Source organism: Bradyrhizobium sp. CCBAU 11430 (assembly GCF_028128855.1).
Taxonomy (GTDB): Bacteria; Pseudomonadota; Alphaproteobacteria; order Rhizobiales; family Xanthobacteraceae; genus Bradyrhizobium; species Bradyrhizobium ottawaense.
The window spans coordinates 280,610-295,083 of sequence record NZ_LBJV01000070.1 but is presented as its reverse complement, the minus strand read 5'-3'; the positions used below and the strand labels follow the sequence as shown (position 1 = coordinate 295,083).

General features: G+C 62.6%; 9 protein-coding genes. 1 reads left to right on the top strand and 8 read right to left on the bottom strand.

Annotated elements, in window-relative coordinates; all coding sequences use genetic code 11:
- Positions 1 to 9: 9 nt before the first annotated feature.
- From XI04_RS31115 to XI04_RS31085, 7 genes are all read right to left on the bottom strand, one after another.
- The gene (locus tag XI04_RS31115; RefSeq protein ID WP_028141799.1) at positions 10 to 1,131 is read right to left on the bottom strand and encodes an acyltransferase family protein; all 1,122 of its coding nucleotides are present in this window, start codon (positions 1,129 to 1,131) and stop codon (positions 10 to 12) included.
- Between the two features lie 260 nt (positions 1,132 to 1,391).
- The gene (locus XI04_RS31110; RefSeq protein ID WP_152103413.1) at positions 1,392 to 5,300 is read right to left on the bottom strand and encodes an RHS repeat protein; all 3,909 of its coding nucleotides are present in this window, start codon (positions 5,298 to 5,300) and stop codon (positions 1,392 to 1,394) included.
- 555 nt (positions 5,301 to 5,855) lie between these two features.
- Positions 5,856 to 7,247 carry a hypothetical protein gene (locus XI04_RS31105; protein WP_028141797.1) on the bottom strand — a complete coding sequence of 464 codons (1,392 nt, stop codon included), beginning with the start codon at positions 7,245 to 7,247 and terminating at the stop codon, positions 5,856 to 5,858.
- A complete protein-coding gene (locus XI04_RS31100; protein WP_271608340.1) occupies positions 7,244 to 8,521 on the bottom strand; it encodes a glycosyltransferase family 4 protein in 1,278 nt (425 codons plus the stop codon). The genes XI04_RS31105 and XI04_RS31100 overlap by 4 nt, the downstream gene beginning before the upstream one ends.
- Before the next feature lie 30 nt (positions 8,522 to 8,551).
- Positions 8,552 to 9,883, bottom strand: coding sequence for a hypothetical protein (locus tag XI04_RS31095; protein WP_271608339.1), 1,332 nt, complete (start codon positions 9,881 to 9,883; stop codon positions 8,552 to 8,554).
- A 110-nt stretch (positions 9,884 to 9,993) separates the two neighbouring features.
- Positions 9,994 to 11,133 carry a glycosyltransferase gene (locus XI04_RS31090; RefSeq protein WP_271608338.1) on the bottom strand — a complete coding sequence of 380 codons (1,140 nt, stop codon included), beginning with the start codon at positions 11,131 to 11,133 and terminating at the stop codon, positions 9,994 to 9,996.
- Positions 11,134 to 11,391: 258 nt separating this feature from the next.
- Complete coding sequence (locus XI04_RS31085; protein ID WP_038951063.1) at positions 11,392 to 12,495, bottom strand: glycosyltransferase family 4 protein; 1,104 nt, start codon at positions 12,493 to 12,495, stop codon at positions 11,392 to 11,394.
- A 183-nt stretch (positions 12,496 to 12,678) separates the two neighbouring features.
- Between XI04_RS31085 and XI04_RS31080 the strand changes: the two genes are divergently transcribed.
- A complete protein-coding gene (locus XI04_RS31080) occupies positions 12,679 to 13,554 on the top strand; it encodes an aldose 1-epimerase family protein (RefSeq protein WP_271608337.1) in 876 nt (291 codons plus the stop codon).
- Positions 13,555 to 13,582: 28 nt separating this feature from the next.
- Here XI04_RS31080 and XI04_RS31075 read toward each other — a convergent pair whose 3' ends face one another.
- Positions 13,583 to 14,431, bottom strand: a complete 849-nt coding sequence (locus tag XI04_RS31075; RefSeq protein WP_095424438.1) for an MBL fold metallo-hydrolase — start codon at positions 14,429 to 14,431, stop codon at positions 13,583 to 13,585.
- Positions 14,432 to 14,474: the final 43 nt, after the last annotated feature.

The window sequence follows — 14,474 nt, the reverse complement described above, 5'->3', positions numbered from 1 at the left end:
CGGCAGACGTCAGTTGACCGCCCGCTCGGTGTTTTCAAAGCGCACGGGGGTGTCGGCTGCGGCCCGCTTGCGCGAGGACGTGGCACCAATGTCGGCCCAGCGGTTGATGAAGCGCCGCGCCGGATTCTCGAAATAGGCGTAGGTGCGGTCCGCGGCGATGGTCAGGACCGCACAGCACGCCAGGGCGAAGAGGCCGAACTGATCGGGACGCAGTCCGAGCCAGATCCACAACGGCTTGAACACGGCAATGAGGATGGCATCGTGCAGCATGTAGATCGCATATGAGGTGTTGCCGAGCCGTCCGAGCAGGCGGGCGCCCGGAAACTCCTTGAAGGCGCTTTCGCCGACCGCAGTGAGCAGGATGGCGCAGGAGAACAGCAGGATGGCGAGGTCCGGCTTGGCGAAGACGTTGAGGACGAGCACGGAGAGGCCGAACGTGCCGATGCCGGCGAAGATCATCCGCTTGTGCCGGTAGGGATGCGACATCCGGAATAGAATGGCGAGCAGGATACCGTTCAGAAAGCTCGGCAGTGCGCGGAGCATCCCGTAATCGAAATTGGCGCCATACATTTGCGACCGTTCCTGCCAGATCGGCAAATGGCCGTGGGCAAGGACCAGATAGAGCGCGGCCACGATCGCGCCGAGCACGATCGGTTGCATCTTGCGTGCAAGCAGCATCAGCAGTGGAAAGATCAGATAGCAGAAGAACTCCGCGCTGATCGACCAGGACGGCGAGTTGAAGCTGAGATGGTCGGTGACGCCCCACGCCTGGAGCAGCAGAAGGTTGTACAGGAAGTCCAGCGGGGTCGAGCGGGCCGTGCGCTCCAGGCCGACGCCGATGAGCACCACGAAGATGAGCAAGCTCAGCAGATGCAGCGGATAGATCCGTGCAATACGCCGGATCATGAAGCGGGAATAGGCCGCCACGCCACGTGCATCGGACGGGTAGGAATAGGAGATCACGAAGCCGGACAGGATGAAGAACATGTCCACGAACAGGCCGTAGGACCCGTTCCAGGCCGGCGAAATGCCCGTGTCGATCAGCTTCAGGTGGAAGATGAAGACCCCGAGCGCAGCGACGAAGCGGTAGAAGTCGAGAACGACAAAACGTCTTGCTTCACTTGCTTCCATCGGGCCTCGGAGTCCTTGCGCGGTTCGTCTCGCTTCTAGAGACGAATTGTGACGCAAGTTCGCTGGATGGAGCGGGGAAGGTGGCGTGATCGCGGATCGGTCGGCCTTGAGTTCCTCGAGACCATCTTGTCCGGGAAGGGAACGACTTCATCGTCCCAATTCTGCCTCTTGATGAGGCAGGCGCCTAATGAGCGGGCCGGGACGTTGGCTGGTCCCGGCCCGTGTCAACATTTATGCGTCCTGTCGTCAGTGCGCCGTGCTCAGACGAACAAGAAATCGTGGCTCGTCAGGCTGCTGACATAGACGTTCTTCAGCAGGATCGAATCATTGGCCGAGAACGTGATCAGCGCATTCGTGCCGGACTGCGTGATCTGCAGGTGACTGTAGTCAGCGGCCAGGAGCTTCGAGATCTGGACCACGTCGTGGGTTGTGCCGTCACCGGCCTGGAAGTTGAGGATCTGGTCCTGGCCGTGATCGTAGGCAACCGTTGTCGAGTTTGGCGCGGCCGAGAACACGTCATTGCCCGCCCCGCCCTGGATCGTCACGCCGCCGGCGACGGCTGTGACATTGTGGGTGCCGTCGGCCTTGGTCTGGTCGAAGAATTGCAGCGCGCTGGCGGAGTTGTAATTCTCGTGCTGCGTCGTCCCGGTCTGTCCGTTGAAGTTGAACAGGAAGACGTCCTTCGAGCCGTCGGTGTTGTTGGCGATCTCCTGGGTCTTGGTGCCAGCGCTGTTGTAGATGTCGGTCAGCTTGCTGCCGTCGTCATGGATGACCTGGGTATAGTCCAGGGTGCCGTCGGCGTGCGTCCGGGTGAGCTCGACCATCTTGCCCGAGGCATCGAGGTGCTGATGCTGGGTCGTATAGGACTGCCCGGTGATGTTGTAGTTCCAGTTGTCGGATGTGCCGTCGGCGTTCTTGATGTAGGCAGCGCTCTTCACGCCGCCGGCATAGACGGTCGTGGAGCTGTAACCGTCGCTCTTGGTCGTTACCTCACTGGTGATGACGCCGTTGGCATCGTACCAGTCGGAGGTCTTGGTGCCGTCGGCGCTCTGCTCCAGCGTGAAGGCCAGGCTGTTGTCCGCGTGGGTGCGAACAATATCGGTGAGGAAGCCGGTGGAATCGTAACTGTCGTGCTCGTTCGTGTAGTTCTGGCCGACGACGTTGAACTGGAAGACGTCCTTCGACCCGTCGGCGTGGTAGTCGGTTTCCGTCTTCTTGACCCCTGATGCATCGTAGTTGGTCACCACGCTGCTGCCGTCGCTGTTGACGACCTGGGTATAGTCGAGCGAGTTGTCGGCATGCCAGCGGGTCACCTCGGTGGTCTGGCCGGATGGATCGAGGTGCTGGTACTGCGTGGTATAGCTCTGCCCGGTGATGTTGTAGCTGTAATTGTCGTGACTCATGTCCGCGTTGGTGATGTATGCCGCGGTCTTCACGCCATTGGTGTACACCGTGGTCGAGCTGTAACCGCTCGGCTTCTGGACCACCTCGCTGGTCAGCACGCCGCTGGCATCGTACCAGTCCGTGGTCTTGGCCCCATCGGCGCTCTGCACCAGCTTGAACGCCATGCTGCCGTCGGCGTGCTTGCGAATCAGCGTGGTGAGGAAGCCGGTCGCATCGTAGATGTCGTGTTCAGTCGTGTAGGTCTGGCCGGTGATGTTGAAGAGGAAAACGTCCTTGCTGCCGTCGGCGTGATAGTCGGTTTCCTTGGTCCGCGTTCCCGCGGCATCATAATTGGTGACGACGCTGCTGCCGTCGCCGTTGATCACCTGGGTATAGTCGAGCGTGCCGTCGGCATGCTTTCGGGTGACGGCGGTGACCTTGCCCGTGGGATCGACGTGCTGGATCAGCGTGGTGTAGCTCTGGCCGGTGATGCCGTAGGCATAATTGTCCTGGCTGCCGTCGGCATTCTTCACGTAGGCGTTGGTCTTGACCCCGTTGCTGTAGAGCGTGGTCGAGGAGAAGCCGTCGGCCTTCTGGATCACCTCGCTGGTGAGGCTGCCGGCGGCATTGTACCAATCGGTCGTCTTGGTGCCGTCGGTCGTCTGAGTGAGCTTGAAGGCGAGGCTGCCGTCGGTGTGCAGCCGCGTCAGGCTGGTGAGAAAGCCAGTCGAATTGTAGACATCGTGCTCGGTCGTGTAGTTCTGGCCCGTGATGTTGTAGGTCCAGACATCCTTGCTGTGGTCGGCATGATAGGCGGTCTCGACCAGCTTGACGCCGGTGGCGCTATAGGTGGTGATCACGCTGCTGCCGTCGGCGTTGTAGACCTGCGTCGAGTCCAGCGAGCCGTCGGCATGGCTGCGGGTCACCGAGGTGACCTTTCCGGATGCATCGAGATGCTGCACCTGGGTGGTGAAGCTCTTGCCCGTGATGCCGTAGGTGTAATTGTCTTGCGAGCCATCGGCATTCTTGACGTAGGCGGCCGTCTTCACACCGCTCGTGTAGAGCGTGGTGGAGTAATAGCCGTCGGACTTCTGGACGACTTCGCTCAGAAGGGTTCCGGCCGTGTTGTAGGTGTCGGTGGTCCTGGTTGCGTCGGTGTCGACATGAACGAATTTCGTCTTCACGCCGCCGGTGTAGCTGATCAGGTCCTTGGAACCATCGGTGTAGGCGACGGTGGTCGAGGTCGGCTGTCCGCTTGAGTTCAGGCCGGTGTCCGACTTCGACACAAGCGATCCGCTGGAATTATAGGTCTTCGTGCTGCTCCAGGTCGCAGCCGAGTTCGTCACCGAGAACGAGTAGCCGCCCTGGATCTTGGAGAGGGCGCTGCCGTAATGGGCGATCATGTAGTCCATGGTCGCCTTCGAGGCGACCGGAAGGACGTGCGAGTCGGTCAGCGTGATGGTCTGCAGGGCCGTGGAGTCGCTGAGGTCGGACAGTTGCGGCACGATCTCGGCGGCCGTGCCGCTGACAGTGGTCCTTGTATCCGGCGGAGTCGTGGTCGTTGGAGGCGCGTCGATCTCGATGATCAGCGGGTGATCGCTGACCGGGATGGTGATCGTGCTGACGTCGGTGTAGCTGGCGATCGCCGTGGTCCCCGTCAGCGTGTCGTACACCTTCACCGAATGATGCACGCCGCCGAGATTCACCGTGACGGTCTCGGTCGGATTGGAAATCTCGGTGTCGTTGGCATCCTTCCAGAGCTTCGGCTCCGCCCACACGACGAGCTCGTAGGCGCCGTTGCTCTTGCCGAGCACCATGCTGTTGCCTGTGGCTGGCATGTTGCTCAGGGTGTAGTTCAACGGATCAGTCGGCTGCAGGCCGCCCTTGCCGTCGTCGGCCAGAATGGTCGTCAGGTTGTGAATGGCGGTGGCGGCGAGCTTCGGCGTCCCGTCGGAATTGAACAGTCCGAAATTGGCTTCGGGATTGGTATTGCCGGCGGAGGAGTCGCGGTCGAACAGCTCGTAGAGATAAGTCTCGCTGACGCCGGCCTTGTAGGCATCGACCAGGGTGTTCAGGATCGATTTGGCCTGCACCGTCTCGTTGACACCGAGATATTGGGTGTTGGCTTGCGTGGTGTAGCCGGTCTCGGTGATGACGACCGGCTTTCCCGGGGCCGCGGCCATCACTGCGCTCAGCGTTGCCGAAATCGAGCTGCCGGTCGTCAGGCTGGTGCTGACATAGGCGTGGGCGTTGGCGTAGTCGACCGAGCCCGACATGTCGCCGAGCTGGCTGTAGCCTTGCGGATCGTTGTAGGCCAGTGACAGATTGTAGACCGGGATGCTGCCGAGCGCGGCGTTGGCGTTGACGGCCTGATAGAGCGCGCTCTGGAACTGAGCTGCGGCGGTAAGGCTCGAACTGCCGTTGTAGCTGAAGGGCTGGTGATTGGCCTCGTTGAGCCCTTCGATCGCGCTGATGCTGCCCGGGTGGCTTGCCGCGAACTTCTGGAGCGAGGCGATGTAGTTCTGCAGCCCGGTTGTGCCCGTCTGGGGCAGCGCCGATGACACCAGGAAGTCGAACTTGTAGCCGGCAGCGGCCAGACCCTCGACAACGGGTTGCGCGGCCGGGCTGGTCCCCATCGCGTCGCGGAGATGGGTGACGCCGAGATACTCGAGGTCATCGACCATCAGCGCGAGATTGTTGTAGCCGGTCCAGCCGAAGCCGGCGTGCGTGTTGACGCCGATGGAGTCGATGAAGCCGCTGGCGGACAGGATGGTTTGATCGGACATTGCACACTCGAGTTTCAGCGCGAACGAAATTGCTCGCAGGGATTGCGTTCAAGCTTCTCTGTCGAGTGTGAATTTCAGATAAAAATGGAAGCTACAAATCGCGAGCGAAACGAGGTTCCTTGTGCAGGAACAGACTTGCTCTGTGTTGCAGCAGAATATTGATGCGATGCCCGGGCAGCATGGCGTGAGGAAGGCGCTTTCAAGATTTTCGCGATTTGCGCTGCTGAATGTATGCGCAGGCCGCGCGAATTGGATTTTATATGACAGATCTGAGCGAGCGGTCGGCGCGCTCGCGGCGCGCGAGATCGGCAAGGAGCAGCAAGACATTTTCTCGCTGGCCGTCAATCGAAGTATCTTCGTCTCATTCCTTCGCAGCTCGCGCTTTCCTGCACGGGAAGTTCGCAGATGCCGCTTCCATGGGCGGTTAAACCAATCAATTTGCTCGCAATGGTTGTGGTTGCTCAGGGATGGTGCAGCGTTCGCCGCGGAAACTGCTGATAAGACCCGGTTCCGTATCGGAACCAGATTCGCTTCGCATAACGCTGGTGCGGCCAATCAGCCGCGGCGGGCCAGCATTAGAAAATCTCCGCGCCATCCGATGACCGCCGTTGCAATCGCGGCGATCGCGATCTTGCCGGCCAGCCATGCCGCGGGCTCCGTCGGTATCGAACCGAGCGATCCGATCAGGATTGCGGCCACCCCCGCCTGCATGACCAACGGCCAGCGCGGGAGCGCCTCAAACCGCAGCGTGGGGCCGAGTGCGACCAGTATGGTCGCGAGCGTCGCGAGCGAAGCACAGCTGACTGCCGCTCGCGGCGACAGGCCGGCCGATACCGCGACCGCGGCGAAGGACACGACGAGGGCGAGCTGGCCGGCCGCGACGACGACGAGCCTGGTCGCCAGCTTCTCGAGGTGGGGAACGACCGCGATCGTCGCCTGCAGATGGGTGTGCAGGAAATAAAAGGCGGCGACCGTTGGGGCCGTCTCCAGAAAGCCATCCAGGCTGGCCTGCGGCACCAGGATACGGGCTGCATCTGGAATAAATCCAATCAGACCACCGAGCAGCACGAGGGTCGTGCAGATCATGAATTCGAACATCCGCCGCGCCGACTGCACCGATTTTGCGCTGCCTCCGTGTTCGAAGTCGTTGACCACTTCCGGATAGCTCACGGTGTGGATCGCTGCATTGAGGACCCAGAAGGGACGCTGCAGGAGGTCAAGCGCAATCGAAAAGCCCGCCCCGGCTCCGGTCGCACCCAGCTGGCCGACGACGATGACACGGAGCAGCACCGGCACCGACAGATGGATAACCGACGCGCCTGCCGCAAGCATGCCGTAGCGGGAGAAATCCTTCCAGTCGGCCAGCATCGTCTGCAGCGGGACGGGCTCCATCGGCGTGCGATAGGCGACAAGGCCGGCGAGCAGGCCGAGGGCGTGACCCGAGGCAATACCGAGCAGCGCCGCTTCCGCCGTTCCCGAGATCATTGCCCCCGCGGCGGCTCCGATCAGGAGGGCGGTGGCACGCAACGCAAGCAGAAAGGATGCGATGCCCAGCCGGTCGGACAGGCGGACCGACAGGAAGTAGAGATCCGTCAAGCCCTGTAGCACGGATATGCCGAGACCCAAGGCGACGATCCGCGTCGGGAGCACGCTGGCCAGAGACGCGCAACTCCCGACCACGACGAGCGCGGCTGCGCTCGACAGGCCTGCTGCAAACAGCGACCACCTCAGCCGCGCCGCCTCGTTTTCTTTGGCTGCCGCCAGAAACCGCAACCCGGCCAGCTGCAGCCACTCGAACATCAGGACGCAGAGCAATTGGCTCGAGGCCAGCGCGAGGGAAAAGTTGGTGTAGTCGGCGGCGGGCAACAGATGGCTGATCGCGAAGATCAGGATGATCGCCGCGGCGCTCTGGTAGACATAGCCCGCCATCGCGAGGAGGCGTGTCATCGCGGAATGAGGCGCTCCTTGCCGACGATCGACGGCCCCTGCGACGCTTCGGCCGTTGCTGCGCGCACGTGCGACATCCGCTGCTCGCGCAATTGTTCATACAGGTTCTTGTATGAAGACAGCACGTCAGAGAATATCCATTTGTTGGTATCCGCGATCAGGCGCCGGCTGATCTCGTCGATCTTGTGCGGATCGGCTGCGACCGCGAGCATGCTCCTGGCCAGGGATTGCGGATCGGCTTCGGTCAGCCAGCCGGTCACCCCGTGCTCGATGACCTCGGGCATGCCGCCGAAGCGCGTTCCGAGCAGCGGCCTGCCCGCCGCCTTGGCATCTGCGACGACCAGCGGACCGGGGTCGTGCCAGATGGAGGGCGCGACCACCACGTCGACCTGCTTGTAGAAATCGTCCGGCGCCACGAAGCCCATGAACTCTATTCGCGCATCCGGCGCGAGCGTCCTGAGGCGTCGCTGTTCCTCGTCGCTTACCCGGCCGGCGATCATCATGCGGATGCGATCGCGGGGCAGCTGAGCAAGGGCCTGCATCAAATTGTCGATGCCCTTTTCCTCGGTGAGGCGGCCGATAAACCCGAACGTCACTTCCGTGGTGCAGACCGGCCGAGGGTAGGGCTCGCGCGGCGGCTCGGTCGAGGCGTTGCGGATCACTGTGCGGATCGGCGTCTCCGAGAACATGCCCATGTCGGTATGAATGGACAGGACGCGCTCGCTCACGCCGACCACGGCGCTGAGCCAATGCGTGGCGCGCTTGCGATGAAAGCTCAGAATTCCGCAGCTCGTGCAGGTGTGCTCGCAGGACCGTCCGTTCTCGAAGCGGGAGCAGCGCGGGCAGGTCAGATAATAGTCATGAAGCGTATGGAGCACGGGGACCCCGAGCTGGGCGGCAACGCGCCAGACCGCGGTGGTGAGCCCCGACAGATTGTTGGAGTGCAGCACGTCCGGCTTGAAGGCCCGGATGCGTTCCGCAATCAGGGGGGCCTGCATCTGCCAGTCGTCGACCGCGTGCCAGATGCTACGCAGCGCGACGTTCTTCTGCTCCGTGAAAGGCAGATACACGTTTCGCACCGGCGCGGAATAGACGTTAATACCGTCGCAGGTTTCCGGAGCCTGATGAGGCGTAGATGCGGCCCGGATCACTTCCACCTCGTCACCGCGTTGCACCAGGCCTTCGGCGAAGCGCCGGGCGAAGATCTCCGCGCCGCCGACGATCTTTGGGGCCTGAGGCGTCGGATAAAGCGTGGACGTCAAAAGAACTTTCATCGCGTCAACCTCATGTCTGCAAAATCGCGTCTACCGCGCCGGCCTGATCTCCAGGGCGGGAACGGCACTGTCATTGGCTGCAATCAGAACCGGTGTGCTCGAAACGGGGATCCAGACCCCGGACGCAGGCCTTGCCGCCTGGTCGCACGGCATCGCAAAGCTCGCGCCCTGTTGATCGCCCTTGAGCCGGATCTCGTAACGTCGGTCCGGGGCCTCGGACCAGACCGCAACTCTGCCGCCGGAAGTCGTCGATGCATTGATCGACACGACGCCGCTGGCGAGCTCGCGGCGCTCGGCACTCAGGCTGGGGCGAATGAAGGCCCAGGCCCCCTGGGCCGCGCAGGCAACCGGCTTTGGCGAATTATCGAAACGATAGAGTCCGAAATTATCCTCCAGCTCCGACGGGTTCTTTCCACTGTCCTTGAGCTCGTAGAGCCACATGCCCTTGAGCCAGCGTGTCGCGGTCGACGCCCACAGGATCAGCTGCGCGGTATTGTCGGCCTGGGCCTGCTCGCTGACGCCGCATTTGTTGGTGGCCGTGGTCCAGCCCGTCTCGGTGACATAGATCGGGAAGTCAGGATTTCCGCTGGCCTGGCCGACCATACGGTGAAACGCCGTGAGCCGGTCGATGATCTCGGCCGACGTGCGTTTGCTCGGGCCCATGCAGAAATTGTAGAGATGGATCGAAGCACCGTCCGCATGCTGAAGAATGCCGGTTCGCAGCATCTTCTCCGTCCATGTCCAGCCCGGATCGTCGCCAAGAGCTCCGATCAGGAAAGGCGCATGCGGTGCTACGCGCTTCACCGCCGGCCGCGCGACTTGCGCGAGCGCCAGATAGTTCTCCGGCGAGAACGCGGGATCCTTCTTTGCCGCCAGATTCCATTCGTTCCAGAGCTCGAAGACCGGATGCTGCGCCACGACCGATTGCGCCGCAGCAGCAGCATAATCGGCGAACCGCTGCCGGGCCTCATCGGTGGTCGGTGGCGTGGAATTCGGAACCAGATGATGGCCGAAGGCGAGGATCAGGAGAGGGCGCGCGACGCCGGACCTGACCTGCGCTTCGAGCCTGCCGAGCCTGGGCGTGAAGCCCATCCGGCGTCCCCCCACCTCGAAATCGGACCAGGGAAAATCATCGCGGAAGGCGTTGAGGCCGAGTTGCTTGATCTGTGCGACGTTTTCCGAAGGAACGTATCCGCGCGCGCTCACCGGGCCACCCAGCCCCTGATGCGTGCCGACGCCCAGCAGGAATCGAGCATCGAGCGGTTGCGCCTGCTGTGCGCAGACAGAGACCGGCAGAAAAATGGATGCGATGAGGCCCGCGAGGCGGAAGCTGCCGCGAGCCAAGGTGCGTGAGAATATCATCGGCTAGTTCATGCTCGCGCGTGCTGCGTTCGCGCTGACACCCAATCCGGTCCATGACATCGCCATCGCGATCTCCTGTATCTGCGACGGCAAGTGTGAACGTCGAGCCATCAGAAATTCTTGGAGAGGTCCGACCGCAGCCCCGCCTTCGCGTCGATCGGTGTCCGGTCGTCGTGGAGCAGCTCGGCATAGACCTGCTGCAATTGCCCATGCGTCTTCTGAACGTCATAAAACTGCTTGAACCGGTCGTAGCCGCGTTGTCCCAGCACCTTGAGGTCGAGATCGAGTGCTCGCCGGAAACCGTCGACGAGCGGCTGGACCGCGACGGGCTCGCAAAGCACGCCGGTCACGCCATCGACGACGATCTCGGGCAATGCTCCGCTACGGAACGCCAGGATGGGTTTGGCCGCGCGCATCGCTTCCAGGGCAACGAGGCCGAAGGCTTCCCATCGTGACGGGATCACGACGAGGTCGGCGGCCTCGAGCTGGGTCTCGATGGTCGGGCGATCGAGCCAGCCCAGCAGGGACACGTTGGACGGGACGCTAGGGCCTTCGTACTTGTTGACGACGGAGGCGCCGATCATGCGGATCTCCAGCACATCCTCGAGCGAGCGTGCCGCCTCGATCAGGAGATCAAAGCCCTTCTGGCGGTCCAGCCGTCCGATGAACAGCACCTTGACCTTCTTGGACGTCCAGTCGGCCGCGACGGGCTGCGGCGTGCGGCTCTTCGAGATGCCGTTATGGACGAGGGTGAGGCGCTCGGCGGGAATTCCGGCGCGGACGGCTTCGTTGAACTCGTCGCTGGAGATGCAGATGATTCGGTCCGACGTGCGTGCAAGGAGGTTCTCCGCCGCTTTCGTCACGAGATGACTGAGGCGGCCGGTCTCGCGCGAAAACGCCCAGCCGTGCGGGCAATAGACGACGCGCGGACCGTCGGAGCGGGCCGCCAGCGCCGGACGCAGCACGAGGCCCGCAAACGAGGAGTGCAGGTGGACGACATCAGGACGAAAGGCATCCAGCGCTTGCATGCTTGCGCGCAACATCTGGAATAGCCCGGCGATGCCGCGGCCGGATCGTTCGAACGTCGTAATCTGGTTGTCATCGATCGCCGGAAGATCGCGGCGATGATCCGACGGCACGACGTAATGCACGTTCTCGGCGCCGAAGCTCGCCTGTTGCTGTGGGTGCAACTCGTTCAGGTAGCTGGCAATCCCGCCCCGAATCGTCTCGGCGATGTGCAGCACTTTCATCGTTTGCCTTCCGTAGGGCCGCGTTGGAGAGGCGGACATCCTGTATCCCTGTTCTGGGTTCGCTAGTGCGAGAGACAGTTCCTCGAATACGTAGCGATATTGGGGCAGCGATGTGGTGATGTTGCGCCAAGCTCTTTGTGCGCACGATGGAAGAAACGAAAAATTCTCGTGGAACCAAGCGCACGTGCGCGAGTTGCAGCCAGTTGCAAATTGTTTGTGCGAAAACCGATGCGCGCGATAATCGAAGTGCATCGAACTTCAAGCAGCGCTGGCAACGTTTGCCGATGGTGTGAGATGATCGAGCAACGACTTCGCCGACTTTTGCCACGAAAAGAACGCAACGCGTTCCTGCTGCCGCCGGCGCTCCTGATCGGAGATGGCGCCGATTGCCAATCTTTCGAGCATCAGTTGCTTCAACGATTCGGCATCATTGGCGTCAAAATACGCAGCGGCGTCGGCACACGTCTCCACGACGGCATCGGCCGTCGAGGCGATGACCGGGCAACCGAAGATCATCGCTTCGAGCGGCGGCACGCCGAAGCCCTCGTACAGCGAGGGAAACACAAATGCCGATGCATGCGCGTAGAGCGCTGCGATCTCGCTGTCCGTCAGACGCCCGGCGAGCAGCAGGCCGGCAGCGCCCTCGCCCGAATTGTCCTGAAAGACCTTGCTGTTGTCGCCGCCGACGATGACCAGAGGAACGTCAGTCCGGTCGAGCAGCTGGATGGCACGGATCGCGACCGAAAGATTCTTGTTCTTGGTTCTGGAGCCCACATAAAGAAAGAACTTCTGCGGCCGAACGCCGAGCCGGGCAATGATGTCGGGATCAGGGTTCGTCCTGGCGAAGTGTTCGGCGCTATTGGGGAAAACCGGGATCGCCGTTGCTGACAGATTCAGCACCTCGGCAAGCTCTTTGCGCGAAAAGGCCGATACGGTTGCGATGCTTGCGTGCCGGGCGAGCAGCCGGCCCATGGTTCGGTGAACTGCAAGATAGCGCCAGTTGAAGAAGTCGGGCCGGCGAAAGACCTGTGCGTCGTGGATCACCACAATGTGGTCGCGATGGAACACGGGGCCGGAATTGGCGAGACTGATCAAGCGGCCTCCCGCAGCGGCGCGCGCCAGGTCGATTTGGTCCCAGGCGTGCCCGCGCAACCGGCCGACGGCGCGAATCTTGATTCGCTCCAGTTGGAGCTGCTCGCTTGCATCCACGGGCGTCAGCAACTGCCAGTCTGCGTTCCGCAGCGCGGCGGGAGTTTGCTCCGACGCCAGAAGCACGTCGATCGCCTTGACGATCTCGGCGGCATAGCGCTGAACGCCGGTGAGCTTTTGCGACAGAAAGCGGCCGTTGATGAAGAATTTCAATTGGCTACCACATTGGTTGATCGGAGTCCGGGCCGACCTTGCGGCGAAGCAATGCGGAGGACGAGCCGCAAAGGAGCAACCGTTAGGTACAGAAATATGACGCAGCCTCGCACAGTGGAGGCGCTCTGCCTGCATGGCTGGCGCTGCCTTGCTGCGTGCGAGGTCGCGGTGTAGATGTCCGCCATGAGTGACGATACCCACTCCCTCCGCAGCGGAGGGTTGACCGCGACCGTCAAGGCGCACGGCGCCGAGTTGTGCTCGTTGAAGGACGATGTCACCGAGTTCGTCTGGCAGGCCGGGCCGGAATGGCCGCGCCATGCGCCGCTGCTGTTTCCGATCGTGGGGCGCCTTGCCGGGGACGAATTGCGGCACCGGGGCAAGACATACCGGATGACCCAGCATGGCTTTGCGCGCGACAGCCGCTTTGCATGGGCGGAGCGCGGCGAAAGCCGCTGCACGCTGGTGCTCGAAGACAGCGAGACGACCCGCGCGCTCTATCCGTTCGCGTTCCGTCTGACCGCAATCTATGCGCTCGACGCCGCCGGCCTCGATCTGACACTTTCGATCGCCAACACCGGCAAGGAGACATTGCCGGCTTCGATCGGCGGCCATCCCGCCTTCAATTGGCCCCTCCGGCCCGAGAGCGCGAAGGAGGACTACGCGCTGACCTTTGCGAAGGTGGAATCGTCTCCCGTCCGCCGTCTTGATGGCGGGCTGCTGCGTGCGGCCGCGGAGCCTGGTCCCGTCAAGGGTAATCAGCTCGCCTTGTCCGAATCCCTGTTCGTCGATGACGCCATCATCTTCGACCGGATCGACAGCAACGCGGTCCGCTATGCTGCGTCCTCCAGCCCCTGGCTGAAAATGTCCTGGCGCGGCTTTCGCGAGCTCGGCGTCTGGTCGAAACCGTCGGGCGCGCCGTTCCTCTGTATCGAGCCCTGGCGCGGCTATGCCAGTCCCGCCGGCTTTGACGGCGAATTCACGGACAAGCCGGGCCTGATGCATATCGCGCCGGGTGCGGAAGAGCGCTTGTCGTTCCGGATCGAGGTCGGAACGTCTTGAGGCCGAAGGGCGAACCGATCGTCGGCCCTCAGACCTCGATGCGCGTGAGATCCTCGCCGAGCACGACCGGCCCCACATAATCCCGCCGGACATCCGCAAGCAGCGCGTTCAGCATGACATCGTCGGCGCGCGGCCGGTGATGGGTCAGCGCGAGCTTCTTGACGCCGGCCTTGGCCGCAACCTTGCCGACGGTGTCGCCGCAGGCGATCGTGAATTTCGCAAGGCGGCGGAGGTGCTCGTTGTTGATCTCCGGCGTTGCGAGAAAACAGCACTGGACGAGCAAATCGGCTCCCTCAGCCAGCCGCTCGAGCCCGGGGCAGGGGACCGTGTCGCCCGAAATTGCAATGACCTTGCCCTCCGCTTCGAAGCGGTAGCCGAGACACATCCATCGCGCGAGAAAGGCCGGCGGCATGTCGAGGCCGTCGCCATGCGACACCAGCTCGGCGCTGATCTTCCAGCGCCCGGTGTCGAGAACGGGCCCTGGTATGATGTCCGTCGCGACCACGGGTTTCCAGCCGCCGAAGGCCGGCTCGCCCTTATCGCGCCAGGTGATGTCCTTGTCGTAGACCTGCGTGATCAGCGTGTCGACGAGCCGCTCGGTATCCGGCGGTCCATAGACGCGCAGCTCGTCCTTGCGTCCGTGCATCCATGAATTCAGCATCACATCGTAGAGGTCGCCGATGTGGTCGAAGTGATGATGCGTGAGAAAAACCGTGTTGATCGCGCCGAGCGGAACGCCGGCCTTGCTGAGCTGCACCACAACGCCGCGGCCTGCGTCGAACAGGATATTCTCGTCGCCGAGCCTGATCAGGGTGGTCGTCGCCATGCGGCGCGGGTCCGGCCGCGGGCCGCCGGTGCCGAGCAGTATGACCTGCATGGTGCCTACTCCAGCGTGAAGTGTCTCCACAGTAGAGTTTAAG

Bases quoted from the DNA above. Each gene is read 5' to 3' on its own strand.
- XI04_RS31115 (WP_028141799.1), bottom strand. From the start codon at position 1,131: ATGGAAGCAAGTGAAGCAAGACGTTTTGTCGTTCTCGACTTCTACCGC.
- XI04_RS31110 (WP_152103413.1), bottom strand. From the start codon at position 5,300: ATGTCCGATCAAACCATCCTGTCCGCCAGCGGCTTCATCGACTCCATC.
- XI04_RS31105 (WP_028141797.1), bottom strand. From the start codon at position 7,247: ATGACACGCCTCCTCGCGATGGCGGGCTATGTCTACCAGAGCGCCGCG.
- XI04_RS31100 (WP_271608340.1), bottom strand. From the start codon at position 8,521: ATGAAAGTTCTTTTGACGTCCACGCTTTATCCGACGCCTCAGGCCCCA.
- XI04_RS31095 (WP_271608339.1), bottom strand. From the start codon at position 9,883: ATGATATTCTCACGCACCTTGGCTCGCGGCAGCTTCCGCCTCGCGGGC.
- XI04_RS31090 (WP_271608338.1), bottom strand. From the start codon at position 11,133: ATGAAAGTGCTGCACATCGCCGAGACGATTCGGGGCGGGATTGCCAGC.
- XI04_RS31080 (WP_271608337.1), top strand. From the start codon at position 12,679: ATGAGTGACGATACCCACTCCCTCCGCAGCGGAGGGTTGACCGCGACC.
- XI04_RS31075 (WP_095424438.1), bottom strand. From the start codon at position 14,431: ATGCAGGTCATACTGCTCGGCACCGGCGGCCCGCGGCCGGACCCGCGC.